General features: G+C 68.3%; 23 protein-coding genes, 1 tRNA gene and 2 pseudogenes. 12 read left to right on the top strand and 14 right to left on the bottom strand.

Annotation, left to right across the window (positions count from 1 at the left end; genetic code table 11):
* The first annotated feature begins 58 nt into the window (after positions 1-58).
* Positions 59-625 carry a hypothetical protein gene (locus ACZ4N4_RS15390; protein ID WP_467588527.1) on the top strand — a complete coding sequence of 189 codons (567 nt, stop codon included), beginning with the start codon at positions 59-61 and terminating at the stop codon, positions 623-625.
* An 88-nt stretch (positions 626-713) separates the two neighbouring features.
* Here ACZ4N4_RS15390 and ACZ4N4_RS15385 read toward each other — a convergent pair whose 3' ends face one another.
* Together ACZ4N4_RS15385 and ACZ4N4_RS15380 are read right to left on the bottom strand one after the other, a co-directional pair.
* Entirely contained in the window at positions 714-890 is a 177-nt protein-coding gene (locus ACZ4N4_RS15385) for a thiazolylpeptide-type bacteriocin (RefSeq protein WP_127355226.1), read from the bottom strand.
* Between the two features lie 259 nt (positions 891-1,149).
* Positions 1,150-2,667, bottom strand: coding sequence for a SagB/ThcOx family dehydrogenase (locus tag ACZ4N4_RS15380; RefSeq protein WP_467588524.1), 1,518 nt, complete (start codon positions 2,665-2,667; stop codon positions 1,150-1,152).
* 291 nt (positions 2,668-2,958) lie between these two features.
* Here ACZ4N4_RS15380 and ACZ4N4_RS15375 point away from each other — a divergent pair, with 291 nt between their 5' ends.
* The 3 genes from ACZ4N4_RS15375 to ACZ4N4_RS15365 are packed head-to-tail and all read left to right on the top strand — an operon-like array spanning position 2,959 to position 6,450.
* The gene (locus ACZ4N4_RS15375) at positions 2,959-4,518 is read left to right on the top strand and encodes a class I adenylate-forming enzyme family protein (RefSeq protein ID WP_467588522.1); all 1,560 of its coding nucleotides are present in this window, start codon (positions 2,959-2,961) and stop codon (positions 4,516-4,518) included.
* Positions 4,515-5,369 (top strand): 2-amino-3,7-dideoxy-D-threo-hept-6-ulosonate synthase, encoded by an 855-nt coding sequence (locus ACZ4N4_RS15370; RefSeq protein WP_467588519.1) that lies wholly within the window; start codon positions 4,515-4,517, stop codon positions 5,367-5,369. Before ACZ4N4_RS15375 ends, ACZ4N4_RS15370 begins: the two co-directional genes overlap by 4 nt.
* Positions 5,341-6,450, top strand: a complete 1,110-nt coding sequence (locus tag ACZ4N4_RS15365) for a 3-dehydroquinate synthase II family protein (RefSeq protein ID WP_467588516.1) — start codon at positions 5,341-5,343, stop codon at positions 6,448-6,450. Before ACZ4N4_RS15370 ends, ACZ4N4_RS15365 begins: the two co-directional genes overlap by 29 nt.
* 68 nt (positions 6,451-6,518) lie before the next feature.
* Here the strand turns inward: ACZ4N4_RS15365 and ACZ4N4_RS15360 are convergent, their stop codons facing one another.
* Complete coding sequence (locus ACZ4N4_RS15360) at positions 6,519-7,124, bottom strand: response regulator transcription factor (protein WP_467588513.1); 606 nt, start codon at positions 7,122-7,124, stop codon at positions 6,519-6,521.
* A 1,918-nt stretch (positions 7,125-9,042) separates the two neighbouring features.
* Positions 9,043-9,417 carry a hypothetical protein gene (locus ACZ4N4_RS15355; RefSeq protein WP_467588510.1) on the bottom strand — a complete coding sequence of 125 codons (375 nt, stop codon included), beginning with the start codon at positions 9,415-9,417 and terminating at the stop codon, positions 9,043-9,045.
* 62 nt (positions 9,418-9,479) lie between these two features.
* Between ACZ4N4_RS15355 and ACZ4N4_RS15350 the strand changes: the two are divergent.
* Positions 9,480-10,285, top strand: a pseudogene (locus ACZ4N4_RS15350) (IS5 family transposase).
* 91 nt (positions 10,286-10,376) lie between these two features.
* On the opposite strand, the gene ACZ4N4_RS15345 reads toward ACZ4N4_RS15350, so the two are convergent.
* A tRNA-Gly gene (locus ACZ4N4_RS15345) sits at positions 10,377-10,450 on the bottom strand.
* Between the two features lie 283 nt (positions 10,451-10,733).
* Here ACZ4N4_RS15345 and ACZ4N4_RS15340 point away from each other — a divergent pair.
* The 4 genes from ACZ4N4_RS15340 to ACZ4N4_RS15325 all read left to right on the top strand — a co-directional run bounded on the left by ACZ4N4_RS15340 (position 10,734) and on the right by ACZ4N4_RS15325 (position 12,809).
* Positions 10,734-10,898 (top strand): hypothetical protein, encoded by a 165-nt coding sequence (locus tag ACZ4N4_RS15340; RefSeq protein ID WP_453579955.1) that lies wholly within the window; start codon positions 10,734-10,736, stop codon positions 10,896-10,898.
* 73 nt (positions 10,899-10,971) lie between these two features.
* Positions 10,972-11,547: a dCTP deaminase gene (gene dcd / locus ACZ4N4_RS15335; RefSeq protein ID WP_453579952.1), complete on the top strand. Its 576-nt coding sequence runs from the start codon at positions 10,972-10,974 to the stop codon at positions 11,545-11,547.
* A gap of 10 nt (positions 11,548-11,557) precedes the next feature.
* Positions 11,558-12,070, top strand: coding sequence for a phosphoribosyltransferase (locus ACZ4N4_RS15330; protein WP_453579950.1), 513 nt, complete (start codon positions 11,558-11,560; stop codon positions 12,068-12,070).
* Between the two features lie 496 nt (positions 12,071-12,566).
* On the top strand, positions 12,567-12,809 hold the full coding sequence (locus ACZ4N4_RS15325; protein ID WP_467588507.1) for a hypothetical protein: 243 nt from the start codon (positions 12,567-12,569) through the stop codon (positions 12,807-12,809).
* Between the two features lie 435 nt (positions 12,810-13,244).
* Here the strand turns inward: ACZ4N4_RS15325 and ACZ4N4_RS15320 are convergent, their stop codons facing one another.
* Together ACZ4N4_RS15320 and ACZ4N4_RS15315 are read right to left on the bottom strand one after the other, a co-directional pair.
* Positions 13,245-13,817, bottom strand: coding sequence for a hypothetical protein (locus ACZ4N4_RS15320; protein ID WP_467588504.1), 573 nt, complete (start codon positions 13,815-13,817; stop codon positions 13,245-13,247).
* A 138-nt stretch (positions 13,818-13,955) separates the two neighbouring features.
* Positions 13,956-14,498, bottom strand: a complete 543-nt coding sequence (locus ACZ4N4_RS15315; RefSeq protein ID WP_467588501.1) for a GNAT family N-acetyltransferase — start codon at positions 14,496-14,498, stop codon at positions 13,956-13,958.
* 690 nt (positions 14,499-15,188) lie between these two features.
* Here ACZ4N4_RS15315 and ACZ4N4_RS15310 point away from each other — a divergent pair.
* Positions 15,189-15,437: an SCO4226 family nickel-binding protein gene (locus ACZ4N4_RS15310; RefSeq protein ID WP_453579947.1), complete on the top strand. Its 249-nt coding sequence runs from the start codon at positions 15,189-15,191 to the stop codon at positions 15,435-15,437.
* A gap of 61 nt (positions 15,438-15,498) precedes the next feature.
* Here the strand turns inward: ACZ4N4_RS15310 and ACZ4N4_RS15305 are convergent, their stop codons facing one another.
* From ACZ4N4_RS15305 to ACZ4N4_RS15280, 6 genes are all read right to left on the bottom strand, one after another.
* A complete protein-coding gene (locus tag ACZ4N4_RS15305) occupies positions 15,499-15,810 on the bottom strand; it encodes a hypothetical protein (RefSeq protein WP_467588498.1) in 312 nt (103 codons plus the stop codon).
* A gap of 251 nt (positions 15,811-16,061) precedes the next feature.
* A complete protein-coding gene (locus tag ACZ4N4_RS15300) occupies positions 16,062-17,090 on the bottom strand; it encodes a Yip1 family protein (protein WP_453579942.1) in 1,029 nt (342 codons plus the stop codon).
* A gap of 64 nt (positions 17,091-17,154) precedes the next feature.
* Positions 17,155-18,582 carry an FG-GAP-like repeat-containing protein gene (locus tag ACZ4N4_RS15295; RefSeq protein ID WP_467588496.1) on the bottom strand — a complete coding sequence of 476 codons (1,428 nt, stop codon included), beginning with the start codon at positions 18,580-18,582 and terminating at the stop codon, positions 17,155-17,157.
* A 2-nt stretch (positions 18,583-18,584) separates the two neighbouring features.
* Entirely contained in the window at positions 18,585-20,027 is a 1,443-nt protein-coding gene (locus ACZ4N4_RS15290; RefSeq protein WP_467588493.1) for an FG-GAP-like repeat-containing protein, read from the bottom strand.
* Positions 20,028-20,260: 233 nt separating this feature from the next.
* Entirely contained in the window at positions 20,261-21,730 is a 1,470-nt protein-coding gene (locus tag ACZ4N4_RS15285; RefSeq protein WP_467588490.1) for an FG-GAP-like repeat-containing protein, read from the bottom strand.
* A gap of 178 nt (positions 21,731-21,908) precedes the next feature.
* Complete coding sequence (locus ACZ4N4_RS15280) at positions 21,909-23,387, bottom strand: FG-GAP-like repeat-containing protein (protein WP_467588487.1); 1,479 nt, start codon at positions 23,385-23,387, stop codon at positions 21,909-21,911.
* A gap of 196 nt (positions 23,388-23,583) precedes the next feature.
* Between ACZ4N4_RS15280 and ACZ4N4_RS15275 the strand changes: the two are divergent.
* Positions 23,584-23,715: pseudogene (locus ACZ4N4_RS15275) on the top strand (antibiotic biosynthesis monooxygenase family protein); the annotation flags it as partial.
* An 86-nt stretch (positions 23,716-23,801) separates the two neighbouring features.
* Here ACZ4N4_RS15275 and ACZ4N4_RS15270 read toward each other — a convergent pair.
* Positions 23,802-24,428 (bottom strand): hypothetical protein, encoded by a 627-nt coding sequence (locus ACZ4N4_RS15270; RefSeq protein ID WP_467588485.1) that lies wholly within the window; start codon positions 24,426-24,428, stop codon positions 23,802-23,804.
* A 121-nt stretch (positions 24,429-24,549) separates the two neighbouring features.
* Here ACZ4N4_RS15270 and ACZ4N4_RS15265 point away from each other — a divergent pair, with 121 nt between their 5' ends.
* The gene (locus ACZ4N4_RS15265; protein ID WP_453579924.1) at positions 24,550-24,873 is read left to right on the top strand and encodes an antibiotic biosynthesis monooxygenase family protein; all 324 of its coding nucleotides are present in this window, start codon (positions 24,550-24,552) and stop codon (positions 24,871-24,873) included.
* The last annotated feature ends 1 nt before the right edge of the window (position 24,874 follow it).

Genomic DNA, 24,874 nt, shown 5'->3' with positions numbered 1-24,874 from the left:
ACGTGTCGCATGACACTTGTGTCATATTCCGTGCGATGTGCTGCGATAGGCTGAGCGGGTGACCAATGAATTTGGCAGGAGAAAACTGAGCGAAGACGGATCCCTGCAGGGTGCGGTGGTGATGTCTGTTTTCGCATCACTGTGGGAACTTCTGGGAGTCTCTGGGCTGATATCCCGGGTGTCGACGCCGGCATTGTCCTGCACAGCCGTCCTGGCCGTGGCTCTTGCCATCACCGCGGTGACCTTCACGATGCGCTTCGGCAGTTTGCCGGGGCCCAGACGCGCTCGCCGGCCTGCCCCGGACAGCTTCCGGGTCTTCGGTCAGGTGAACATCGGACAGACCGTGGCGATCGTGGTGGCTGTGCTTGCACTTGGCCGGCTCGGTCTGTGGTTGTACATCCCGTCCGCCGTCTGTCTGGTGGTGGGACTGCACTTCTTCCCGCTCGCGCGCTCCTTCGCCCAGCCGCAGTACTGGTGGACCGGCACACTGCTGACGGTCCTGGCGCTGGCCGGCGTACTGGCCCTGGCAGGAGGTGGCGCTGCCGCCGACGTCCGTGTGCTGATCGGTTTCGGAGCTGCCCTTGTGCTGTGGACCACCGCCCTGCACGTCGCCCGTCGGGGCTGATCCGGCTGCCCTGGACGGCACGGCGGTGTCCACCCGGCGAAGGGCGGACACCGCCGTCCGTCTCACTGGCTCAGACGAGCAGCCTTCGTCAGCAGGTGGACGAAGAGCAGGTCGACGAGGAGGACGAAGTGCCGCCGTTGCCGCCGGAAGCGCCCATCTCCGGCAGGGCCACGCCCTGGGAGACCTCGAGGACCTCGAGTTCGGTCACGTCGAACGAGTCGAAGACCTGCTCGATGTCAGCCGAGTTGACCGAGACGGTGTTCATGAAGAACTCCTCATAGTTGCCTTGTGCGACCGGGCGGCCGCACAAGGCAACTATTTCGAATTGCACGACTGAAAGCCACCGTGCGGCCTCTTCGATTGACGATTGTCACTTGCGTGATTACGGCTATCACGAGGGGGCGGGTCAGGGAAAAGCTGAAGAATCCCGGGGGGAGGGAAAACGGAATTTTTGCCTCCATGGAAAGATAAATGAAATGCCCCCACCAGAACGGCAGGGGCTTCATCGGGAGGCCGGCCGACGGTCAGATCCGGCGCAGTTCCGAGGCGGCCCAGGCCGCCCACTGGGCGTCGTTCTCCCATTTCCAGCCCTGCTCCTGGTCCCAGATGCCTGGGGCTCCGGAAGGCCGGCTGCCAAGAATGAAGTCGCCCACGGACGACTCCCGCAGATAGTCCAGGCCGAGCACGCGCGCTGACATGTCGGCGTCCCCGATGCCGATACCGCACGGAGCCATGCCCATTGCAGTGGCCACGAGATACATGGTCTGGTACAGCACTCCGGTGTGCCGGAGCGTCGTGGCGTACGCCATGCCGCTGTATTTCCATGACAACCGCTGGAAGCGGGACGTCATGGTGATCAGAATATCCGGATCGGCCTCCCGGTTTGTCGCCACGGACGCCACGTCCAGCATGGCCGTGCGGTCGCCCGGGTCAGCGTTCACCAGGACGAGCCGGTGCCCGACGGGATCGTAGTAGTAGATGCCCTGATCGATGCCGGCACACCGCTGGACGGTCAGGTACAGCTCCAGCTCGAAGGCCGAGCCTCCGGTGGGAAATGGACGGGAGACGATCTCGCCCCCCGGCTCGTCGTCCGCCGCCGGCACGAAGCGGGTCCTGATCCTGCCCACCCGGTATAGGAACTCCCCGATCTGCTGGGCCGTGAGGGGCAGTTCGCCGTATCCCCGGAACGATCTGCGGCCTTCGAGCGCGGCGGTCAGGCTCGGGTCACGGCGCTCGAGGTCGTCCAGCGAGGGACGGTACAGGTCGATGGACGGGCCGTCCGGCACGGGCTTGACGGCCGGCTGTGGCGCGACAGCCCCCTTGTGCGCGAAGACGCCCCCCAACGGTTCGTCGAACCGTCCGGCGCGAACGCGAGAGTGGAAGAGCAGGTCATGAAAGTCCCACTGACGCAGCGTCGGATCCTCGTCGAAGTCCTCCTCGGCGGCGTGGGCCTCGACGAAACCGGCGTCGGCCAGGACGCTTACGAGCGTGCGCACCTCTGCCGCGGTGAGGTTCCCCTCGGTTTCCTCGACCAGGTCGCCGAGACACCGCGGGTTCGTGAGCGATGCCACGAGCTGCCGGGCCGCTGGATGCACCAGGAGCACTCTGACCCTGGCCAGCGGTGACTCCAGCACCCAAGCTCCCGACCTGTTACGGCAGAGGGCGAACCGGGACAGCCTGACCAGGTGGCTCGGCGGCACGTCTGAGATGCCCGGGTCGGCGTCCTGCGCGGTGTGCTCAAGACGGATCAACTCCTGGCCGCCGACCACCAGGCCCCACACAAGCAGACGCCCGAGACGGCCCAGCAGCCGCTGGAAGGGCGCCCGTTCGGCGGGAAGAAGTCCGCCGAGTGCCTTGTCCAGGGGTATGAGGTCGTCGGCGAGCTGAGCGACAGCATCCCTCAGCCGCCCCTCTGGCAGCCGCACGGCGAACGTGTTGACGGGCGTGACGAGTCTGACCGACGTGGCGTCGAACTCGACCCGGACGTCCTCCCGGAAGCCCACGAGGTACTCGGCTTCCGGCCCCGGTTTGGCAGGCCGCATGCTGACCTCCGAAATCATGGTTGCGAAGTCACCATGGTCCGGTGAGGGACATCCGCTCCGGCAAGATGCCGATGACGCGAGTCAGAGGTCTCATGACATTGGTCACGTAGCCATGTCGATATTGTCGACGCAGCCGCCCGATTATATTTGTGTCGCCGTTGATGATGATTGTCATGCCTCTCCCTGCACTGCTTGCGGCTGGCCGGCTGCCATTTCACCATTGCCACTGATCACCTGATGCGCTGCCAGGATCGGCAACAAGGTGCAATGTGGCGGAGGATAGGGTCGCTAATGTCTGCTGGACAGGCGCTTGAAAGACGGACGGAACAGAGCCAGCACTATGTTCTGCGCATTCTGGAAGGGCTCGAAAGGGATCCGGAAAGAATCGCCGTGCATTCCTGGAACGGCGCCCTCACCGCGGCCGAGTTCCAGGGGGCTGTAGCACGTGCCGCGACCCTGTTGGCGGAAGTGGGCGTCGGGCCGGGCGACACCGTGGCCGTGCTCACCGAACCGAACTGCGCCGCCATGCTCGCCGCACGGTACGCGGTCCATCTGCGCGGTGCCGCCGTGGTCCACATCCGTTCCATGAATGCCCGGTCCGACACGGATGAGCTGCCCGCCGACGAGCAGACACGACTGCTGCGCGCCACGGGGGCGCGGGTGCTGGTGGTGGACGGGCCCAACCTCGAGCGCGGTCATGTTCTGTGCCGCGCCCCGGGCGGGCCGACCCTCGTCACGCTGCCCGGGGATGCTTCCCGGAACGGCGCCACGAACCTGCCCACCGCCGTTCCGTACGCGCCGCAGGACCTGGCGGTCGTGGACCTCACCAGCGGTACCACGGGCACCCCCAAGCTCGTACGCCGGTCGTTTCAGGTCAGAGGCCGACTCATCGACCTCTCCTTCGGCGCGTCGGCGCCCGAGCACCGTCCCACGCTGCTGTCGGTCACGCCGATCAGCCACGCCACGGCCACGATGGTGGATGCGGCGCTCGTCACCGGGGGCACGGTGGTTCTGCACAACGGCTTCCAGGTGAAGGACGTGCTGCATGCCCTCGCGGAGCAACGCGTGACCGACGTCTATCTGGCCGTGCCCCATCTCTACCGACTCGTCGACCAGCCCGGCATCGAAGAAGCAGTCTTCCCCGCTCTGCGGCAGATCCTCTACAGCGGTACCGCGGCCGCACCCTCGCGTATCGCTCGGGCTGCGCGCGTCTTCGGGACCGCCTTGGTCCAGCTCTACGGCAGCACCGAGGCCGGCGGCATGTGCACCCTCACCCCGCTGGACCACGCCGAACCCGAACTGCTCTCCAGCGTCGGCCGCCCTTTTCCCTGGGCGGAGACGCAGATCCGGCGGATCGAATCCGACGAGACCGTTCCGCGCGGAGAAACAGGGGAGATATGTGTCCGGTCGCCCACAGTCATGGACGGATACCTCGGTGACGAAGAGCCCGACGGTCCGGTGATACGGGGCGGTTGGCTGCGCACAGGGGATATCGGCCACTGGGACAAGTACGGATACCTTCATCTGCTCGGCCGGCTCGGCAGTGTTGTCAAGGCCAATGGCATAAAGATTCACCCGTCATCGGTCCAGGACGTTCTGCTACGGCATCCGAAAGTGGCGAATGCGGTGGTGCATGGAACGCGCGATGCGGAATCCGTCGAACAGCTGGAAGCCGCTGTACAACTTCACGCCGGGACCCGCTGTACCGTCGACGAGTTGCGCACGCATATTGCCGCCTCGCTTTCCGCGGCGCATGTTCCTGGACGTTTTTCCTGGTGGGCAGAGATACCCCTCAATTCTTCCGGAAAACCCGACTTTGCACTACTTCACGGTCGAAAGGATGCGCAATGATCCACCATGGGCATTTCGCACGGTCGTTGCGCTTGCGGCGGCTGTTCCACCACACCTTGTCAGGGTTGATGGTCGCGCCACTGGACCACTCGATCAGCGACGGCCCCGTAGTGCCGAGGAACAGCTCGATCGATCTGCTCGCGGGGCAGCTCGCGGCAGGCGGCGTTGACGCGGTCGTGGTGCACAAGGGCAGTGTCCGGCACATTCGTCCGGAACGCTTCGCCGACATGTCACTGATCATTCATCTCAACGCGAGCACGGGGCAGGCGCCGGACCCGGATGCCAAATACGTCGTCACCGAGGTGGAGGAGGCGCTGCGCCTGGGCGCGGACGCGGTGAGCGTGCATGTCAATCTGGGCTCCGGCGACGAGCGTCGGCAGATCGCGGACCTCGGCAGGATCTCCGACGCCTGCGACCGCTGGAACCTTCCGCTCATGGCCATGGTGTATCCCCGCGGACCGCGCATAACCGACCCTCACGACCCCAAGCTCATCGCCCATGCGGTGACTCTCGCGGCCGACCTGGGCGCGGATCTCGTCAAGACGTCCTTTCCGGGTTCGGTGTCCGACCTGATGGCGCTCACCGAGGCATGCCCGGTTCCGATCCTCATGGCGGGCGGCCCGGCGCAGGCCACCGAGGAGGGCGTCCTCGACTTCGTCGAAGGCGTGCTCGCGGGTGGTGCGCTGGGTGTGGCCATGGGACGCAACATCTTCCAGTCCACGGCTCCGCAGCGGATGGCCGAGCGGGTGGCGCGGCTCGTGCACCGGTTGCCGACCGGACAACCAGTACAAGAACTCAACGACTTGACGAGGGGACATCAGCGTGACGGACAGCAAGCTGTGCTGGCTTGACATACGCGAGGCAGGCGATCTGGCTCCGGCGATCCTCGAAGAGGCGATACATCAGCGCATAGACGCCGTGGTGGCCGACGACATGACGGCGCTGGCGGATCTGCCCCCTACGATCCGCCGAGTCCTCGTACATGACGCTGGTGAGCCGACGGACAGCTTTGCCGGCGCCGACCTGGTCCTGGTCGCCGGTAGCGCCGACGACCGGGCCAAACTTGCCCAAGCCCATCCGCCGATCGAATTCGGCCGCTACGTCGAGATCGTGGATGCGGACAGCCTGGAGGTGGCCTGCCTGTCAGCCAGAACCGAACAGTGGAGCCTGCTCGACTTCCGCGACCCCACGAAGATCCCACTGGAGATCGTCCTCGCGGCCGCGGCCGGCTGCGAGGGGACCATCGTGACCACGGCCGCGGATGTCGAAGAGGCCCGGATCGTTTACGGAGTACTCGAACTGGGCTCCGACGGTGTGCTCATGCCGGCGCGAACCATCGGCGACGCCACCGCGCTGAGGCAGGTCGCAGGAACCACCGTTGGGCAGATCGCACTCGTCGCATTGGAGGTCACGGCGACCACGCACCTCGGCATGGGGGAGCGGGCCTGCGTCGACACCTGCAGTTACCTCGGCCAGGACGAGGGCATCCTGGTGGGCTCCCACTCGAAGGGCATGGTCCTCTGTGTCAGCGAGACCCATCCCCTTCCGTACATGCCGACACGGCCCTTCCGGGTCAACGCGGGTGCGATCCACTCCTACACGGTCTCTCAACACGGCCGTACTCACTACCTCAGTGAACTCGTCGCCGGTAGCAAGGTCTTGGCCGTGGACACAAAGGGTCGCACCCGGGTGGTGAGCGTTGGGCGCGTCAAGATCGAAACCCGCCCCCTCATCTCGGTGGATGCGGTCGCACCGAACGGGCAGGCCGTGAACCTCATCCTCCAGGACGACTGGCACGTCAGGGTTCTCGGCCCGGGCGGTGCCGTGCTCAACAGCACGGAGCTGCGTCCGGGGGACAAGATCCTTGGGTATCTGCCTACGGCGGACCGACATGTCGGCTATCCCATCGACGAGTTCTGCCGAGAGCAGTGACATCGGCGCCGGTTCCCGGAGGCGAGATCCGCCACGGGAACCGGCGCCTTGGTTTGCCGGTCATCCATTCAGATCCAACATCGCTCGCTCGCTATGCGCACAGCGTCATAGCGATTGCGCGCGTTGAGTTTCTTGATCGCCGCCGAGGCCAGATTGCGAATCGTCCCTGCGGACAGGTACAGCTGGCCTGCCATCTCCTTGACGGATGCCCCTGATGCCGTGAGCCGGAGTACGTCCGCCTCGCGGTCGGTCAAAGGACCACACTCTGCGCCCGCGGCCGACAGTAGCCGCGGGTCCATGACCAATTGTCCTGATGCGACGCCACGCACCGACTCGACCAGTCTCCCCAGCCCGGCATTCTTGGGTACGACGCTCAGCGCTCCGGCCTTGAGGGCCCGGTTCACAAAGGGCCGCGTCGCGGTGTCGGCGGTCAACGCCACGCCGCAGGTGGGCAGCGTCCTGCGAATCTCACAGGTGGCCGCCGCCCAGTCTCCGTCGATCTTGTCCGGGTCTATCAGAGCAACCTGCGCGCTGGAGTGCTCCACGGCTTCGACCAATTTGTGATACTTGCTGACCACGCTCACCACCTCGAGGTCCTTTTCATAGCCGAGCGACCGGGCCAGCAGCTCGGCCGTGAGAAGGGCCCCACAGGCAATGGCAATGCGTTTCGCCATACTCGTTCCCCCATCGCGTCTGACGCGGCCCGTGTGGTCTGCACAGGCAGCTTGTGATCAACTCTAAAAACGTCCGTTCGAAAACTATGGCCTCCTGAGGAAGATCTGAGGTTGGACTTCTGCTCCTCCGCACGGTTCCCCGGACTGGATCGGCCGGGCCACACGCTGCGTCGCGCCAGCACGTTTTGTACCGGAGAGGTGTTATCTGGCGTTGGCGCATTGGGCCATGCCTCGCCCTATACCGCGACATCGAGGATGTCAGGCGTGCCTCCGACGGTGAGTGCGGTCCATGCCGGCAGGGCGAGGACGAGCTCTGGTGTGTCGTACGGCGGGGCGAGCACTCGCCGAGGCCAGTTCTCCTACAGGTTGGGGCCCCACTCAGACGCCTTCGGGGCCCGAGTGATCTGGAGAAGTGCGGTCTGCGGGGTCGAGTATCGGGGGCAGGACATGCGCGAAGGACATTGCGGGGCGGTGCGCGGCGGAGTAAGGGACAGCAGCAGCTCCTGGTGGGCACCCTTCGACGACACAAGCTCAAAGTTCAATGTCACAGGACATCGGCGCATCGCGGCCGAGTTCGACTTGGACGTCGTCCAGGGCGCGGCCAGCGGCAGTGATCCGCTCCCGCAGCACTGTAGGTCACATAGTGAGTGATGTATGTGGCTGCCTCTGATAACGGGGCGAAGGCTCGTGGCGTCCAGCAAGACATGTGCGTGCCTGATCGGTTAACGCTGGTGTAGGTGCGTGACGGGCCCGACCGAGAGAATCGGTCGGGCCCGTGGTGCAACGTGGGGTTGGTGACATCGGTGGTGATGTCGCCTACGGACCTTCGCCGGGATCAGCGGCGCGGTGTGCGTGATGCCGAAGGCGCTGCGGGGGGTGGTGTCATCGCCTGGCGGTCCGTGAGCTGGCCGCCCTGGCTGGTGGCCGGTGCGTAGGCGGGAAGGTCGGCCATGCGGCGCAGGCGCCACACCAGGACGTCGCTGGCGGAACCGGCGGTGTCCAGTTCCCTGCTGGCAGCGGCCTCGGCGAGGAGATCTCGTGCGTTGTGGCCTGCCTGTGTCGCGTCGGCGAGGGTGGCGTTCAGGACGTCCCAGCCGGGCTCGGCCAGGAGGGTTCCGCGAGCTCGGGCAGGGCGGCGCGCACGGTGGTGGTGTGCTGGCGGCGCAGCGTGGGGGGATACGGCGGCCCCGTTCGCGGAGCACGGTGAGGGGCTCGGCGGCTGCCTGCTGGTAGGCGGCCCGCAGGTGTGCGGCGGCCCGGCGGGCGGCCTCGGCCTGCTGGGCATGGTTACGCTGGGCGTGCCAGTGGGCTGCGGCGATGGCGAGGAAGACCAGCGTGTCGAGGAGCATGGCGGTGCCGGCCTCGTCCTCCCCTCGGCCGAACTCGGGTCCGCCGTGAACCAGGTCGCGGGCTGCCCGGGCGCAGGCCCGGCGCATGGCGGAACTCGGCTCGCGGGTGAGAGCGGGACACCCGCTCGAACTCCCAAGCCTTTTGACGCAGTTCGTCGCGGGTGTGCAGGGCGGAGGTCTTGGCGAGGGCATCGAGCACCTCGCCGCCGGCGCCGATCTGAGCGGCGGCTGCACCGTCGTCGCCACTGTGGTCGAGGACAGGCAACGCCGCCCAGGCCGCGTGTGCAGTGGTGCGCCGAGCCGCGGCAGGTGCTGAGGGCGCGATAGGCCGTTCTGGCGCTCGGCGCTGGTGGTGCGCTTCGCCGCAGTGCCGTCGCCGGGGGCAACGCGGTGGAGATCGTCCCCCTGGGCAGCCTGTTCGGCGAGAAACCGGGCAGTGGCCGTTGGAGGTTCGGACACTCCCCCGCAGGGGGAGCGCGGCGCTGTCCAGGTCGAGCTGACGCCCCAGGATCCTCTGAGTGGTCGTTTGGCCTGCACTTACTGATCGTTTCAGAATGAGAGCTGGACGATCATTCGTTGTCGAGCCGCTGGAGAACCTGTGTGAAGTCGCCGTCGTCGAGCAGGCCGGCCAGCACCTGCGTCATGTTGTCGATGCCGGGATCCCGGACGATGAGGCCGTCGGAGCACCAGAAGTAGCGGCCGTCCAGGGCCTCGCCGGTGCGCGACCACCTGTCCATGATGCGTTCGACCTCGGCGAGCGTGAACACGGTCGCGCTCCAGCGTGAGCCGTCCGCCGTCAGCCGAACCTCGACGTCGACGTTGCAGATGCTGTCCAGAGGCTCGCCCGCATTGGGTACGAACGACGCCTCGAACCGATCCGTGCGGACGCGGTAGAAGGGTCCGTCCCAACCCTGCTCCGCGGTTTCGCTCCTGGTGTTGGCCATCCGGGGAGTATGTCCAGCCAGCCCGAGCTGCTCAACTGGGTTCTCTGGCAAGCTTCAGCGTCGTGATCGCGAACCTTGTCCCCGACGAGCTGCGGGGGATAGCCCCGCTCTTGCCAGCGCGGCCCATGCGACGGCATCGCCACCCTGGGCGGCTCCCGGTGCCGGACCGGGTTGCCCTGGCCGGGATCGTCTACGTCTTGCGCAAGGGCGTGGCCTGGCGTGACGTACCGAGTGAAGTGGTGGGCTGCTCCGGGGTGACGGCATGGCGCCGCCTGCAGGACTGGACAGAGGCGGGCGTCTGACCTCGCCTCCATGCCGCACTGTTGACCGAACTGCGTCGAGCTGACTTGCTGGACCTGGACGACTGCGCCGTGGACGGCTCGCACATCCGGGCCCTCAAAGGGGGGATCACGTCGGCCCCTCGCCCGTCGACCGCGCCCGCCCCGGCTCAAAGCACCACCTGATCGTCGACCGCCACGGCACCCCGCTGGCCGTCACGCTCACCGGCGGCAACCGACACGATGTCACTCAGCTCCTGCCGCTGCTGGACGCGGTCCCACCGATCCGGGGTCTGCGAGGGCGGCCCCGCCGCAAGCCCCGGCGCCTATACGCCGACCGGGGTTACGACTTCGACAACTACCGCCGCCAGCTGTGGAAGCGCGGCATCAAGCCGGTGATCGCCCGACGCGGCATCGCTCACGGCTCCGGACTCGGCAAAGTGCGCTGGGTCGTGGAGCGCGCGTTCGCCTGGCTGCACCAGTTCAAGCGCCTGCGCATCCGCTACGAGTACCGGGCAGACCTTCACCAGGGGCTCCTTGAACTCGCCTGCTCGATCAGCTGCCTGCGGCGGCTCTCTCGATCATTCTGAAACGATCAGTTAGGGCACGCAGAGGGCACGCCACCCTCAAATTGGACTAGACAACAAACAAACCCCAGGCCGCTGACCTGGGGTTTCATCGTGGAGCGGGTGACGAGAATCGAACTCGCGCTCTCAGCTTGGGAAGCTGATGTTCTACCATTAAACTACACCCGCGTAAGACGTCGACCGGAGTCGGTGTCCGAACGCTCGCTCACTGTACCTCATCGTGAACCCCCGGCGCTCAGGCCTTGGGGTTCGCGTGCGTTTCAGGGGTGGGTCGGGGGTGGGATCCGGGTGCGGGCGGCCGGAGTTGGGGCGTACGGTGGGGGCTCGGGAGAGGGGCCGGGCGTGCCGGAGTGCCGCCTGGAGAGCCGTCCCTTTGATCCCGTAATGTGGCGTTTCGTCGTCACGGCAGTAAGCCCGACGCGGCTCCTGGGGAAGGGATTTAAGGGACTTGATGGAACGCACCGTCGTCCGCTGTGCCGAAGGGCACGTGTTCAGCACCACTTCGTTCCCGATGCAGCAGGCCGCGCGGCTCGGCCCCGGTCGGCTCGTCCGGTGTCCCAAGTGCGCCCGGCTGCGCAGCGTCGTGCCGGTCGCCCTGGAGAAGCAGCAGCAGTAGCCGGCAGCAGTAGCACGGGCGCGTGGACTGTCACGATTGTCGTGGGTCCGCGCGCCTTGCGTATCCTCGGGGCGTGCTTCTCTCAGACAAGGACATCCGGGCCGAGATCGACGCCGGGCGGGTACGGATCGATCCCTACGACGAAACCATGGTGCAGCCGTCGAGCATCGACGTGCGGCTGGACCGCCTGTTCCGGGTGTTCGAGAACCACCGGTACCCGCACATCGACCCCTCCGTCGAGCAGCCGGACCTGACCCGGCTGGTCGAGCCGGAAGGCGACGAACCCTTCATCCTCCACCCCGGGGAGTTCGTCCTCGCGTCGACGTACGAGGTCATCTCGCTCCCCGACGATCTCGCGTCCCGGCTGGAAGGGAAGTCCTCGCTCGGCCGGCTCGGGCTGGTCACGCACTCCACCGCCGGGTTCATCGACCCGGGGTTCAGCGGGCACGTGACCCTTGAGCTGTCCAATCTCGCGACCCTCCCCATCAAGCTGTGGCCGGGCATGAAGATCGGGCAGCTGTGCATGTTCCGGCTCTCCTCCCCCACCGAGCACCCCTACGGCAGTGAGCGCTACGGCTCCCGCTACCAGGGGCAGCGCGGGCCCACCGCCTCCCGCTCCTACCTCAATTTCCATCGGACGCAGGTGTGAGGGGCCGGCCATGAGCAGTGACGTACGGGAGAACCTCACCTACGAGCGGTTCGGCGTCGCCGTGCGCGAGCTCGCGCAGACCATCGCCGACGACGGGTTCGAGCCCGACATAGTGCTGAGCATCGCCCGCGGTGGCGTGTTCGTCGCCGGCGGGCTCGCCTACGCCCTCGACTGCAAGAACCTGCATCTGGTCAACGTCGAGTTCTACACCGGGGTGGGGACGACTCTCGAGATGCCGGTCATGCTCGCGCCCGTCCCCAACGTCATCGACTTCAGCGAGAAGAAGGTGCTGATCACCGACGACGTCGCCGACACCGGCAAGACGCTGAAGCTGGTCCGCGACTTCTGCCTGGACACCGTCGCCGAGGTCCGGTCCGCGGTGATCTACGAGAAGTCCCACTCCCTCGTGAAGTGCGAGTACGTGTGGAAGCGGACCGACGACTGGATCAACTTCCCGTGGAGTGTCTTGCCTGTGGTACGTAAGTCGGGCGAGCCGATCACGCCGTCAAAAGAAGCGCTCTGACCTGCACCTTCTCTAGATATCCGAGAGTCCCTCGCTAGATCAGCGAGGGACTCTCCTGCTGTCCGGGTCTTCGGACCGCCTTCTGATCCGTAGCTCTGGCCAGTACGGTCAACGACGTCATTCCGGTGGCTCCGAGGCCTCTGAGGGACGCCGACGGGCGCGGGCAGCCGCTGGGGTTGCGGTACCGCGCCGCTGTACGGCTTGCTTCGCTGCCAGATTCCGGGCGTGAGCTTCACGTCGTAGCCGCCGTTCGTAGTCGGCGATCTGGCGGGCGACGGGGACGCTGGTGCGTGTTCGGATCAACCGCTCGTTTTCACGATCCACCAGGAAGGGGCCGTTGCCTCCCAACCGAGGGCGCGGTCCGTTCGGACCATCCCGGACTGCCCCCCCCAGTAGAAGATCCACCCGAACGGCAAGGCCTCACACGCAGGATCCGAAGGTAGTTGACCGGAGGAGCCGCGGTTGCTCTACTGCGATGCCGGACCGGGGAGGACGTGTGGCAGAACTGCCGGAGAGTGTAGATCGCGACATTCTGGAGGGGCGCGCCATCCTCGCAGTGAAGGCGATTCGTGAGGCCCAAGGATGCCCGCTCCGCGAAGCGGTTGATCTCTACCATCAGCGCTACGGAGAGCTTCATCCTGAGCCGGTCTCAGCCCAGGAAGCTCCTCGGCCCCGCGTGCTGCGGTTCGAGCAGGATGGCTCTTTGGTCGTGCTTGAGGGACTGCAGGACGGTCAGTAGCCGAAGAAGTGAAGGACCCGAGCTGAGCTGTAGTCACAGCCCGTGCCCCACGATGACCGCCGATAGGGCGATGCCGCTTGCTGCGACGCCAGCGTGTAGCGCGATCCACAGAGGCGCACCTTGAAGATCTTCGGGAAGCGAAGACGCTGTGGAGCCTGCGCGCTGTCGTCCGTCTACCGAGGCCGACGCCACCGATTTTGCACTCTGGCTTCATCCTTTTCAGGTCGGTGACGGGTGGTCGGCGGCCTCGGTCATCCGGTGGTGGGCGTCGGCTGACCATCCGCCGGGGATACGGCGCTGATCGCTGGTGTCCGGGGCTGTTGGTGTCAGACGTTGGTGTCAGCCCCCACGGCCGGACTTGACAGGTTCGCGCTTTCAAGGTCTGACGGGTCACCGGTCACGGAATAAGCCGGTAGTCGACTACGTGCCGTCCTCTCAGGTGTCCGCGCCGTCGGTGGTCGGCAGGAGTGCGGCCAATTCGGCGTCGTCCGGGCGGTGGACCGCCTCGGCCGCCTTACGCAGAATGGCGCGGTCGACCTTGTCAGCGTCGGCGATCAGATGAATCACCACGCCGCCGTCGGGCACCGCGTATTCATGGCTGTCACCTGCCTTGCGGTACCAGGCGTCGCCGTCGTGCTCACAGGTGACCTGCCGCTTGTCCGACACCTCGCCCAGCGGCTGCTTGGGGCAGTTCTCCGCTGTCAGCGTGCCGCGACCTACGAAGAGGCCGAACTTGGTGGCACCCTTCTCAGACCGATACGCAGCGGCGAACTCGTCGTCGTACTCGCCGACCGACTGCTGGAACACGGTGTAGCCGGAGACCTTGGTGACATAGACGAGTTCCGGTGCGACGCCCCAGTCGCGAGCGGCAGCGTCGAGGGCGGCGCTGTCGGCGGCCGTCCCACCGTTCTTGTCCGCGTCGCATCCTGTGAGGAGAACTGGCAGCAAGAGAAGGGGGAGCAGCGCACGCGCGGGTCGCATCATGCGCACAACATTTCGCATGGCCATGCCACAAGCGCAACCGATTTCCGGATTCCCCCAGGTAACTCAGTCGGGGGCCGTTCTCGTGAGCATGGCCGTCAGTGACCGCGGCTCCCCGTTGTTTCCCGACCGAACGGGCACGCAAGGGCGGTGGAGGCAGAGGGGTCAGGGGCGGTTCAGACCCCACGTCTGTAGGGCGTAGGGTCGCCCCTTCTCCTCACCCGTGATCAGCGGCACGTCGAGCAGTCTGAAACCCGCCTTGGCGGCTACGGCGACGCTGGCGGCGTTCTCGGCCTCCAGCTCCAGGATTACCTGCCTCGCGCCCAGCTGCTCGAAGGCGTACGCGGCCATCACCCGCACCGCCCGCGCCGCCAGTCCCTGGCCGCGGTGCGCCGGACCGATCGCGTAGCCGAGCTCCGTGCCCTCGGAGGCACGCCGCAGCATCACCTCGCCGAGCGGTGCGCCGCCGTCGACGGTGATGGCGAGCAGGATCGTCGTGCCGTCCGCCCGCAGCTGCCGGTCCCGGTCCAGCCGTGCGCGGGCGGCCGCTTTGTCGAAGGGGGAGACCATCGGTGTCCAGTACGCGATGTCGGGGTGGTCAAACAGCTCCGGCATCGCGGCCAGGTCCGCCTCCGTCCAGTCGCGGAGGACGAGACCCTCCCCCGAGAGCTCGATCCGCTCGGGAAAGGAGGACATGGTGCTGCTCATGGTGGGGGACCTCCCTGGCCTGTTCAGGACGAGGCAGGATAACCGGGGGCAGGCAAAGGCTCACCAGTATTTTCCGGGGACTCTCGCACCTCGGCCGTGGTGGTGCGCTCGGCTTTTCATCAGCCCCCACCCCCACCTACCCCAGCTCCCATCCCGTCCGCCGTCGACCCACACTCTGTGGAGCGGGCGTGGTTCATGGCGTCCAGGTGGAGCGCGCCACTGTACGAACGACCTGGACGCCGTGGGCCGCGTCTGCTCGGCTCTGCCTGGGTCGACGGTGGGCGGATGGGAGCACCCCGCGCACGCCCCAACGGACCCGCCGTCGGAAACGGCGCCCCCTCCATCCCGGTGCCGGCCGATCCCCCGCCGGAGGCACCGTTCTGACCGTGGCCTTGCCCGTCCAGGTCTCGACTCAGGGCCGTAGCTCCCTGCGGCCCCAGGGGCCGGCCCGCGCTGTGCGCGGGCCCTTGACGAGTTCGTCATCAGCCTCGTTCTCGCCGAGCAGCGGGAGCGAACCGCGAGTACCACCGTGGAGCGCCTCTCCCATCCGATGCATTTCGCCGGCAACTCGCTGGCCCGGGCCTGCACGGTCGCCGTCATGGTCGTACGGGCACAGGATGGAGATGACGGAGCCGGCAGGCGCGACTCGGCGATTCGCCGGGCGCGAGAGCCGGAAGGAGGCGCGGAACCATGCCCCAGTTCATGGATGTCCACCACGGGATGAACGGCATCACGGCCGACCAGCTGAAGCAGGCCCACGGGGCCGATCTTGCCATTGAGCAGGAAGAAGGCGTCCACTTCGAGATGGCCTGGGCGGACCCGGAGTCCGGCACGGTCTACTGCCTCTCTGAGGCCCCCTCGGCCGAAGCGGTCCAGCGTATTCACGAACGTGCTGGTCATCGGGCCGACGAAATCCACCCGGTTCCCGTGACCGTGTGAAGACAGGAGTGGTCGTTCGCTGAGGTCCGGCGCCGATCGCCCCTGTTCACGCTTGTTGGTGTCAGCCGCTGGTGTCAGCCGATCCCCTCTGGGCGGGGGTATGCACCGCCGCCTCTTGGCCGCTTCCGAGGAACCGCATGGCCTCCTCGCGCCCGCCGGCGTCCTCGCCCGCGGTAAGCACTTCGAGTGGCCGCACGAACTGGCCCCGCTGACCATCTGCGTGAATCTCGACGTTCGTCGGCCCGAACTCGGTGTCGAAGTCGTTGCGGTCCTCACCCCACCGCGCCGCGATCGCTCGCGCTCGATCGATACGCTCGTGGGTGCCTCCCCTGTTGCCCTCCCTCGCGTTGATCACGGCGAGAACCAGGTTCATGGCACCCAACGGCGACAAGACTTCTGGTGGGCACGAGGGGGCATCCGCCCAGGGGTGTGGAGCCGCCCGTGGTGAAGCGGGACGGGCAGGTTCTCGACGCCTGACCGGGGGCCGATGAGCGGCGACCGGGGGCGGCAGAGGGCCGGACAGGGGTCAGCTGGAGGCCGGCCGGGGTCTTGGGGGCGGGTGGGGCACGCGGCGAGGGCCCCCGGCCGAGTCGCCGGGGGCCCTCGCCGTACGGGGGTGGAAGCCTAGAACGTGCCCAGCTTCACGATCGACAGCAGGGCGATCAGCTGGATCGCCGACGCGCCCAGGGCCTTGGGCCACGGCAGGTCGTGGGACTTGCCGACCATGAGGGTGAGGAGGGCGCCGGCCGCGATCCAGGTGGCCCAGCCGAGGATCTGTACGAAGCCCGCGTCGCCGCCGAAGAACATGGCGAAGAGCAGACGGGGGGCGTCGGTGATCGACATGATCAGCATCGACAGGCCGACCGTCGGCTGCCAGGCCCCGTCGCCGCCCAGCTGACGGGCCAGGGTGTGGGTCACCACGCCCAGCACGAAGGAGGAGAGCACCATCGCGACCGCCGTCGTCAGCACGATCGGTACCGCGTTGGTGAGGGTGGCGCTTATCGCGTCCGCACGGGCGCCGTCGAAGCCGAAGACCGCGAGCAGGCCGTAGAGGAAGGTCACGATGAGGGCGGGCCCCCACATCGCGTAGTCCCGCATCTGGAGGAACGTCTGGTTCGGGGCGAGCACGATCCCCTTCAGGAGGTCCTTCCAGTGCAGGCGCGGGCCGATCGGGCCGGACGGCGCCGCCGAACCGGCGTGGTAGGTCGCGCCCCGGGTGTAGCCGTCGGCCTCGTCGACCGAGAACGCCTGGGTGTGGCCCGGATTGTCGGCCGCGTACGGGTCCGGAGTGCCGGCGCCCCGGCCGCCGTACCCGTGGTCGTCGCCGAAGTACTCCGGGCCGTCGCCGCCGGGCTGCCCCTGCCCCGGGTAGCCGCCGCGGCCCTGCGGCCAGCCGCCGCCCCCGCCGTTCTGCGGGTACGGCTGCGGAGCCGACGGGTACCCGTACGACGGTCCCGCCGGCTGCCCGCCGAAGCTCTGGGGCGGCGTCTGCTGCCCGTACGCGGGTTGTTGCGGTCGCGTGTGCGGGGCACGGTCGTCCCGGCCGCCGCGTCCGATCCTGAATCCAGCCACGTCTTCGAACGTACCTGGTCCCGGAGATCCGTGTGGCGGGCTCGGGCGCCCGAGCCCGCCTTTGCCGCAGAGCTGTGACATCCCCTAAGGGATGCTCACGGAATACCCAAGGGGCGTCCAAGAACTCCCCGTAGGGGCCCGGGCGTCACTGGCCGATGGTGAATCCCAGCTGGGGCGCCCCCGCCGTCGAGACGCCCACCGACGTCGGTCCGAAGCTCACCGCGCCCGTCGCCGTCAGGCCCGAGGCGGAGCCGCGCAGGGTCCACACGGCGCCGTCCGAGCCGTTCTCGCCGCGCGCGCCGACCGCCAGGTCGGCCTTGCGGTCACCGTTGAGGTCCGCCAGGTGGACGGCGGAGCCGAAGAAGTCGTTGTCCTCGTCGGCGCCGGGGACACCGGGTGTGTTCTCGGTGTAGCGGGTGGCGCCCGCGCCGGTCAGACCGGCGGCGGAGCCGCGCAGCAGTGTGACCGTGCCGGTCTGCCAGGCCGCGCCGACCCCCTCGTACTCGGCGCCGACCGCGACATCGGCGTATCCGTCGCCGTTGACGTCGCCGATGGAGAGCGAGTCGCCGAACGAGCTGGTGCCCGGGGCGCGGGTGGCGCCGGGGACGCCCGGGCTGTCCTGGGTGAGCGCCGCCTGGGGTGTGGGGCTGATGCCGTGCGCGCCGCCCAGGTAGGCGGCGACCGTGCCGGGCCCGACCTTGTCGCCGTAGACCGTGTTGTAGGACGTGACGACGTCGTCGTAGCCGTCCCCGTTGAGGTCGCCGACGACCGCACGCTGCCAGCCGCCGCTCTCCAGCGTCCGCAGGGCCTTCGGCCGGGACTCCGCGCCCAGGTACACCAGGTTGCCGTCGATGTACTCGCCGTTCCCCGACCGGATCGAGCCACTGATCACCAGGTCGTCGACGCCGTCGCCGTTGATGTCGCCGGCGGCCAGGGACTGGGAGCCGTAGAGGTCGCCGGTCTCCAGGGACGGCACCACCCAGGTGCGGGACGCGGCCCCGGTGGTCTTGGTGAAGGTGCCCCGGAAGATCTGCACGTCGGCGCCGGTGCTGCCGACGGCCAGGTCCGCCCGGCCGTCCGCGGTGAAGTCGCCGACCGCCAGGGACATGCCGAAGCGGGTGTGGGAGGTACGGGCCGGGTCGGCGACGATACGGCCACCGGTCAGGCCCTTCTTGCTCCCCCAGACGATCGTCACCGACCCGGCCTCGCCGTCCTCGCCCTCGGCGCCCACGACCAGGTCGGCGTACCCGTCCCGGTTGAGGTCCCCGAAGGCGAGCGACGAACCGAACGCGTCGTCCTTCTCGGCCGTGCCCGGGACGCCCGCCGAGTTCTGGGTGACGACGGTGCGGCTGGACGCCCTGACACCGGACTTGGAGCCGTAGGTGACGACCACCGCGCCCGCCCGCGCCCTGCCGCCGACCGTGGCGCCCGGGGCGGCGGTGGCGAGGTCGCGGTAGCCGTCACCGTTGAAGTCGTCGGCGTACTTGGCCGGCGCGGCGGAGGCCGGGCCGGCCAGCGGGACGAGCCCTGCGGTCAGGAGTGCGGCGAGGGTCGCCGCCGTGCGCATACGCATGATCAGCCTTCCAGTACGTCGCCGAAGTAAGCGGTCCCCGACGGGCCGCCCAGCGTGGTGCTCGTGAAGGTCCTGGAGCCGCCGGCCTGGACGCCGGAGGCCGTGGACTTGAACAGCCAGACGGCGCCGGCGCCGTGGTTCTCGCCGTAGGCGCTCGCGACCAGCTCCGCGCGGCCGTCGCGGTTGGTGTCCGTGAGACGGACGGTGGAGCCGAAGAAGTCCTTGGACTGGGCGGTGCCCGGGACGGCCGTGGTGTCCTGGGAGAAGAGCTTGGCGCCGCTGCCCGTCAGGCCGCCGGCCGAGCCGCGCAGCACGGTGACCGTGCCCGCCTCCTTCTTCGCGCCGAAGGTCTCGGCGTAGGCGCCGACGGCGACGTCGGCGTATCCGTCGCCGTTGACGTCCCCGGCGGACAGGCTCCAGCCGAAGCCGTCGTTCTTCTCGCCCTTCTCGGGCACGCCCGCCGTGTCCTGGGTGATCCGGACCGGCGTACGGCTGCTGAGGCCGCCGGCCGCGCCGTACGTCACCGTGACCGCCCCGCCGAGGCCGCCGTTCGGCTCGGTGGCCGACTTCTCCATGAAGTTGCCGGTGACGATGTCGCCGTAGCCGTCCCTGTTCACGTCGGCGATGACCGCCTCGTAGCCGCCCGCGAGCTTCTTGCCGGCCTTGAGCGTGCCGGTGGCGGAACCCGTGTAGAGGACGCTGCGGGTGCGGTAGTCGCCAGAGGCGGTCTCCTCCTGGCCCATGACCAGCAGGTCCGTTCTGCCGTCGCCGTTGACCTCGCCTGCGATGATCTTGTCGGTGTTGATGCCGGTCTGGGTGGAGGTGTCGATGCCGACGAGGGAGGCCGCCTTGCCCTTGCGGGTGATGGGGCCCCGGAAGATGTTCAGCTCGGGCGCGGCGACGTTGCCGACGGCCAGGTCGGTGTGGCCGTCGCCGTCGAAGTCGCCGGACGCCAGCGCCCAGCCGAGTTCGTTGCGGTACCTCGGCATCGGCGAGGTGAGGTTGCTGGCGCCCTTGAGGCCGCTCGCGCCGCCCCAGAGCACGGTCACGTTGCCGTAGGAGTCGGTGGTGCCGATCCGCTCGCTGTGCACGCCCACGACGAGGTCGGTGTAGCCGTCGCCGTCGAGGTCGCCGGTGGTGAGCCGGTCGCCGAAGTAGTCGCCGGAGGCCGGGTTGCCGGGGACGCCGGTGGTGGCCTGGCTGATGATCTGGCGCTTGGTGGTGTCGAGGCCGTTCTTCGTGCCGTAGACGACCGCCACGTAACCGGCGCCGGACTTGCCGGAGACCTTGGCGACGGGTGCGGCGATCGCGAGGTCGCGGTAGCCGTCGCCGTTGAAGTCGCCGGACAGGCCCGAGGGGGCGGCGGTGGCGGTGGCGGCGGGCAGGGCGGTGAGCAGGCCCGTGGTGAGGGCCGTGGCGAGGAGCAGGGTGGTGCGCTTGGGCATGGATTTCCCCGTGAGGTGGTGAAGTGACGAGGTGAGGAGTGGCGAGGCGTGGGCGGGTGGCGGCGCGTCACGTCGTGGTGGTCACGCCGTAGTCGCCGTCGCCGTCGCGGTTGCTTGCGGCAGAGCAGGTCGCCGTGTTGCGGCAGAGCAGGTCGCCGTTGCCTGCGGGAGAGTTGTGGGATCACCCGGATCCGGCCCCCAGGGGCCGGATCCGGGACCACCCAGGGTCGAGGTCAGCCGGTGAGGCCCATGCCGAACGCACCGTACGTACGGGAGAGCCCGAAGGTGCCCGGGCCGAAGGACTTGGCACCCGTCGCGGTGATGCCTGAGGCGCTGCCACGCAGGGCGGTGACCGCGCCGACACCCCCGTCCTCGAAGCCGGCCGCGACGGTCAGGTCCGCCTTGCCGTCCTTGCTGACGTCCGAGAGCACGAGGTCCGAGCCGAAGTAGTCCATGGACTCGGCGGTGCCAGGGACACCGGTGGTGTTCTGGGAGATCGTACGGGCGCCGGTACGGGAGACGCCGCCTGCCGAGCCGTTCATCAGCACGACCAGGCCGGTGTCCTCGGCCGCGCCGATGTCCTTGAAGACGACGCCGATGGCCAGGTCGCCGTAGCCGTCGCCGTTGGTGTCGCCGATGGAGACGGCGCCGCCGAAGCCGTCGTCCGCCTTGTCGGTGCCGGGGACGCCGGTGGCGGACTGGGTGAGCTCGGCCATGGGGGCGTCGCCGTTGACCGGGCCGCCCTTGCTGCCGCGGATGACGACGACCTGGCCGCCGAGCGTGCCGGTGTGGTCGTCGTCCTTCGAGAAGACGTTGCCGATGGCGATCTCGTCGTAGCCGTCGCCGTTGATGTCGCCCAGGGCGAGGGAGGTGCCGCCGTTCAGCGGGCGCGGCTGGGTCACGACCACGCCCGTGGACGCACCGAGGTAGGCGGCGCCCTTGGACCAGCTGCCCGACGGGTCCGAGGTGAGCGCGGTGCGGTAGGTGAGGACGAGGTCGGCCTTCTTGTCGCCGTTGGTGTCGCCCGCGGCGAGCGCGTCGATACCGTACTTCGCCTTGTCCGGCGTGGGGACCTTCTGGGTGGAGCCGGTGGTGCCGGACTTGGTGAAGCCGCCCTTGACGATGTAGGCGTACGACGCCGCCGTGCCGGACGCCAGGTCGGCCTTGCCGTCGCCGTTGAAGTCACCGGCGGCCAGGACCGAGCCCCAGGCCTCGTGCTTGGTCACGGACGGGTCCTTGACCGTCGTACCGTTCTTCAGGCCGCTCGCCGAACCCCACAGGATCGTGACCGAACCGCCGTCGGTGTCCGAGCCGTTGTCCTCGCCGGGCGCGCCGACGGCGAGGTCGGTGTAACCGTCCTTGTTGAAGTCGGCCACCGCGAGCGCTCGGCCGAAGAGGTCCTCGGTCTCGGCGGTGCCGGGGACACCGGCGGTGTTCTGGCTGACGACCGTGCGCTTGGCCGGGTTGAGTCCGGAGGCGCTGCCGTAGACGACGGCGACGTACCCGGCCATGCTCTTGCCGCCGACCTGGGCGTAGGGGGCGGCGAAGGCGACGTCGCCGTAGCCGTCGTGGTTGAAGTCGGCCTTGTAGGCGTGAGCCGTGGCGGCGGACGCGACGGGGGCCGAGAGGGTCAGCAGGCCGCCGGTGAGCGCGGCGGCGGTGACCGTCGCGAGGGCGAGGCGGTGGCGGTGGTTTCCGTTCACGGGGAGGGAGCTCCTGAGATCGGCGGCATCGGTGCCGGAGGTACGCGGGTAGGCGGAGGCGGTGCGGCAGCAGGCTGGGGCTCACGTGCGGGAGCGGGCGCGGGACCGGGCGGGCCCGTGGTCGTACGACCGACGGGCCCGCCCGTACGCCGTCCGGAGAAGCTCTTCCGGCCTGCGGTCAGTCGGCGAAGATGGCGCCGAGCTGCGGGGTGCCGGTCGTCGACACGCCCAGCTTGCTCGTGGACAGGGCCCGGGAACCGGTCGTGGTGATCTTCGAGCCGTTGGACGGCAGGTAGGTGACCGCACCGTCGCCGGCGTTCTCGTACGAGCCGACGATCAGGTCGGCCCTGCCGTCGCCGGTGACGTCGTCGAGCTTGACGTCGACGCCGAAGAGGTCGTTCTTCTCGTCGTCGCCGGGGACGCCGGCCGTGCTCTGGGCGAAGGACTGGGCGCCGGAGGCGAGGTTGACCCCGGTCTTCGAGCCGTAGAAGACGGTGACCTGGCCGGTGTTGGAGTTGCTGCCGATGTCCTCGTACGGGGTGGTGACGACCAGGTCGGCGTAGCCGTCGCCGTTGACGTCACCGAGGTCGATCTCCCAGCCGAAGTTGTCGCCCTTCTCGGAGGTGCCGGGGACGTTGGAGGAGTTCTGGTTGAACATGGTGGCCTTGGCCGGGCCGGAGGCGCTGCCGTAGGTGATGGCCACCCGGCCGCCGGTGGCGGAGTCCGGGAAGACGGTCCCGCCGCTGCTGGAGTCCCAGGAGGCGCCGCTGACGATGTCGCCGAAGCCGTCGCCGTTGATGTCGCCGACGCCGGTGACGATGCCGCTCTTCAGCGTCTTGGCGCCGGTGACGGTCACGCCCTTGGAGCTGCCCGGCAGCCAGTAGTTGGTGTTCCAGTGGTCGCTGGTCTTCGTCTCGTACCCGTCGACGACAAGGTCGGTACGGCCGTCGCCGTTGACGTCACCGGCGGTCAGCTTCATCGGGCCGTACGGGTAGGAGCTGGTGCCCGGCTCGATCGGCGGCTTGACGGTGTACCGGCCGCCGGGCGTGCCGCTGGCGGAGAAACCGCCCTTGAACACCCACAGGGTGGCGGCGGAGCTGCCGACGGCGAGATCGGCCTTGCCGTCGCCGTCGAAGTCACCGGCGGCGAGCTGCAGCCCCCAGTAGTCGTGGCCGCTCGGCGACGGGTCCTTGATGTCGACGCCCTTGCCGGTGAGGCCGCTCCTGGAGCCCCACAGGAGGGTGACGGTACCGCCGTCGGTGTCGGTGCCGACCTTCTCCGACGGAGAGCTGACGGCGAGGTCGTCGTAGCCGTCCGCGTTGAAGTCGGCGTATGCCAGCGCCTCGCCGAAGCTGTCGCCGGCCTCGGCGGTGCCGGGGACGCCGGCGCTGTTCTGGCTGAGGGTGGTGCGCTTGGTGGTGGTGATGCCCGAGGCGGAGCCGTAGAGGGCGACGACCTGGCCGGCGCCCTTGTGACCGCTGACGTAGGCGGTGGTGGCCGAGGTGGCGATGTCGCCGATGCCGTCGCCGTTGAAGTCGGCGCGCGCGACCTTGAGGGAGTCCGCGGCCGTGGCCGAGGCGGCGGAGAACGTGAGCAGACCGCCCGTCAGCGCGGCCGCGGTGGCCGTCGCGAGGGCGAGTCGCGGGAACGTGTGCATGCGGGTCGTCTCCTGCGGCATGCGGGGGCCGCCCGCCTCCCGGCGGACGGCCGGAGTCAATTGGTGTCCGGCGATCAGGAGACCCGCACCGGGGAGTAAGGGTTGTACATGGGTTCGGTGAATCTTTGAGGCTGCTGTGACTTCGAAGCGGCCGTGACTTACGGGTCGTTGGTCCCGACTGGTGCTCGATGGGCCCATGAGCGTAGTGAAGATCAACGTGCTGACCGTGCCGGCGGAACAGCGGGAGATGCTGGAGAAGCGGTTCGCCTCCCGGGCCCACGCCGTGGAGAACTCCGACGGGTTCGAGTGGTTCGAGCTTCTCCGGCCGCAACGGGTGCGCTGATGTACCACTAGGCCTGTTCCGCGGATCCGTACGCAGGGGTCATCCGGCTTCGCACCTGACAGGTGAAGTTTTCATCGGTAGCGGATCTCGGCCGGATTGCTCCGGTCACGCAGGTCGCGGACGACGACGCTGCCCGGTCCGTGGGGATCACCGCAGTGCGGACCGTGCAGGTCCAGCGAACCAAGGTCGGTGGCAAGTACCGTCCGAGCCCCTGTATAGCTCTGGTCCAGTTCGAAAACCACCCGCGTTCCCGCGCCGGTCGGCGAATCGATCTCCTGGGGTTCCTCGATCGGACGGACCCCGGCAAGCTCCTGCCGGAAGCCGTGTCCGTCACGCCATACCTCGATCACGGTGCGCGAACTCAGAGCTGCCGCTGCGGCACTGGCCCACCGGTTGGGGCCAAGCAGCGAGCCGTAGTAACCCAGGTACGGCCTGCCCTGCTCATCCAGGGCGTCGGCCTGCTCATCGGCAACCCGGAATGTCAGATCACCGAGGACTTCCGCTTCGACCTGCGGGCTGTGTGCTGGTGCGACACGGGTCGCCGGATGCAGGGCGTGCCTCAGCACCGTGCACAGCACCTGGGTGGCCAACTCCGGGCTGCCCCGGCCCACCCCGAAGTACATGCTCGGTCTTGCACGCACATGCTGATCGAACTCGACGACCTGGACATCGGCCGCGCTGTAAGTCTTCCCCACCACAGATGCACGCTACTTTCCGGCTGAGCTGTGCTCCAGGGGCGGCTCGGCAACACTAGAGACCGACCTGACAAGTCCTCGTCGCTCACGCCCTCCTGATCACCCCTGCGGCAGGATGGGGCCCATGAGCGTAGTCAAGATCAACGTACTGACCGTGCCGGCGGAACAGCGCGAGACGCTGGAGAAGCGGTTCGCCTCCCGGGCCCACGCCGTGGAGAACTCAGACGGCTTCGAATGGTTCGAGCTTCTCCGGCCAGTCGAAGGGACTGACAACTACCTCGTCTACACACGGTGGCGGGACGAGGAGGCCTTCCAGGCATGGATGGAGGGGCCGATGAAGACGGCGCATCAGGGGGGTGCGGAGGGCGAGCGTCCGAAGCCGGCGGCCTCCGGGTCGACGCTGTGGTCCTTCGATGTGGTGCAGTCGGCGGGGCCCAAAGGCGAGTAGC

This window comes from Streptomyces sp. NPDC026538 (assembly GCF_055567535.1).
The sequence above is the reverse complement of the archived record's forward strand: the minus strand, read 5'-3'. Positions and strand labels throughout refer to the sequence as shown.